3 protein-coding genes are annotated in these 2025 nt (G+C 71.7%); 1 reads left to right on the top strand and 2 read right to left on the bottom strand.

What is annotated here, in order from left to right; all coding sequences use genetic code 11:
* Positions 1 to 54 precede the first annotated feature (54 nt).
* A complete protein-coding gene (locus KY469_22945; GenBank protein MBW3665949.1) occupies positions 55 to 660 on the top strand; it encodes a uracil-DNA glycosylase in 606 nt (201 codons plus the stop codon).
* Here KY469_22945 and KY469_22940 read toward each other — a convergent pair.
* Both KY469_22940 and KY469_22935 read right to left on the bottom strand, forming a co-directional pair.
* On the bottom strand, positions 657 to 1310 hold the full coding sequence (locus tag KY469_22940) for a hypothetical protein (protein ID MBW3665948.1): 654 nt from the start codon (positions 1308 to 1310) through the stop codon (positions 657 to 659). The two genes, KY469_22945 and KY469_22940, sit on opposite strands and share 4 nt — an antisense overlap.
* Positions 1307 to 2025 (bottom strand): glutamyl-tRNA reductase (locus KY469_22935; GenBank protein ID MBW3665947.1); only part of this gene is annotated, 719 nt, incomplete at its 5' end. The genes KY469_22935 and KY469_22940, both read right to left, overlap by 4 nt.

Raw genomic sequence — 2025 nt, 5'->3', positions numbered from 1 at the left:
GTCGTGATGCACCGCGAGGAGCGCCCCTCCGCGCCGTCGAACCCCCTCGCCGGGATGCCGGCCACCGATGACGAGATCCGCGAGAAGTACCTCGAGCGCGCGATCCGAGAGCTCAACCTCCTGACCCGCGACGTCCAGGCCTGCGAGCTGTGCCCCCGCGGCTCGCGTGCGCCCGTCCTGGGCTCGGGCCACCCGCAGGCCGACATCTTCATGGTCAAGCACGCTCCGCTGCCCGCGGAGATCGAGGAGGGCGTGGCCTTCTACGGGCGCGCCGGGGCGGCGCTGATGAAGTCCCTGCGCCGCCTGGACATCGACCCGCTGGCCGTCTACGGCACGGTGTGCGTCAAGTGCCCGGTGCCCGACACCGATCAGGCCGACCCGGCCTGCGTCGCACGCGTGGTCGAGGAGCTGGCCATCGTGCAGCCGCGCATCGTCGTGGTCATGGGCGAGGCCGCGCTGGAGCTGCTCAACGACCTCGCCGTGCCGCTGGCCGAGGAGCTCGCCCCGCGGCCGGGCGAGATCCAGCGCCTGACGCCCTCGGTCGAGGCCCTCTACGTGCCACTCATCGACGAGGCCCTGGACGAGGAGGGCGCCAAGAAGGCCTTCTGGTCGGCGTTCAGGATGCTGGGCGTGTGGTACGCGGACCTGCCGCCGTATTAGGGAAGGGCACTCGCCTCAGGCGATTTCTCCGTTCGCCTTCGGCGCCCCTGGCCCTTCCCGTCGCCGCGCTGGCCTACTTCCTCCTCGCGCCTCTGCTGCCCGCCCTGCCGCCGGGCGGGCCCACAGTGCTGGTGGGCGGGTCGCTGGGGATCGTCGCCGTCGCGGCGGCCACGCTGGCCCTCCTGCCGGCACGCAACACGGTGGCCGGCCCGCTGCTGGTGGCCCTGGGCGCCGGGCTCATGGTCGCCGGGCTCAACGTGGCGGGGGTCGGGCCGGGGGCCAACGCCTTCGAGGCCCTGCTGGCCGCGGCCGCCGGACTCCTTCTGGCGCGGGTCCTCCCGCTCGAGCACGGCGCCGATCTCAAGACCGTCCGGCGTGGCCGTCTCGACGTCCTTCATGCTGTGCACGGCCAGGTCGACGCGTCCATCGAGGATCGCCTGCTCCAGCTCCTTCGTGAAGAACGCCTTTCCCGGCAGGCGGGAGAGAGCCACGTCCTGGATCCGGTCACCCTCCGTCTGGATCAGCTCCAGCTCGACCGTCGGCCGGCCGGGCAGCGACCGGAGCCGCGCCGCCACGTGCTCCGCCTGCCACCGGGCCAGCTCGGAGCCCCGGGTCCCGATCCGGATGGTCGGCCCCTCGCGCCCCGTCATTTCCCGTCCTCGTCGGCGTCGGTGTAGCGGTCCAGCTCCAGCTCGAACAGCTCCTGGATCGCCACCAGCTTCCGTACACCGCCCGCCGTGGTGGCGTCCACACCCTTGATACGCGTGGTGGGCTCGTGGAGCAGCTTGTTGATCAGTGAGCGGGTGTACGCCTGGAGCGCCTCCCGCTCCTTCCCGCTGATCCCCGTCTGCCGCTCGACCTCCGCCAGCCCCACCTCGTGGAACCGGTCCCGGAGCGACCGCAGCACGGGGACCACGTGGAGCGCGTCGTACCAGTCGAAGAACGCCTTCACCTCCTCCTCGACGAGCGCCTCCACCTTCGGGATCTCGCGCGCCCGACGCGCCCGGTTCTGGTCGGCGATCTCCTGGAGCGCGTCCAGGTCGTCGAGGAAGATGTGGTCGATCTTCCCCACCGCGGGGTCGATGTTGCGGGGGTTGGAGATATCGATGAGGACGAGCGGTCGCGTGCGACGAGCCCGACCGACCTTCGCCATCGCGTCGCTCCACAGGAGCGGCTCCGCGGAGGCCGTGGCCATAACGACCACGTCGGCCTCCAGCAGCACCTCGTTCAGCGACGCCAGCGCCCGAGCCTCGCCTCCCAGCTCGCCCGCCAGCCGCTCCGCCTTCTCCCGCGTCCGATTCAGGATCAGCAGTCTCGCCGGATTCTCTTCGGCCAGGTGCGTGGCGGCCAGCCGACCGGTATCCC

The sequence above is a fragment of the Actinomycetota bacterium genome, assembly GCA_019347575.1.
GTDB lineage: Bacteria > Actinomycetota > Nitriliruptoria > Nitriliruptorales > Nitriliruptoraceae > JAHWKY01.
Note: the sequence above shows the minus strand (reverse complement) of the source record. Positions and strands in the feature narration are given on the sequence as shown.

Excerpts from the sequence above, each read along its gene's own strand:
- KY469_22940 (MBW3665948.1), bottom strand. The coding sequence starts at position 1,310 with ATGACGGGGCGCGAGGGGCCGACCATCCGGATCGGGACCCGGGGCTCC.
- KY469_22945 (MBW3665949.1), top strand. The coding sequence starts at position 55 with ATGCCGGCCACCGATGACGAGATCCGCGAGAAGTACCTCGAGCGCGCG.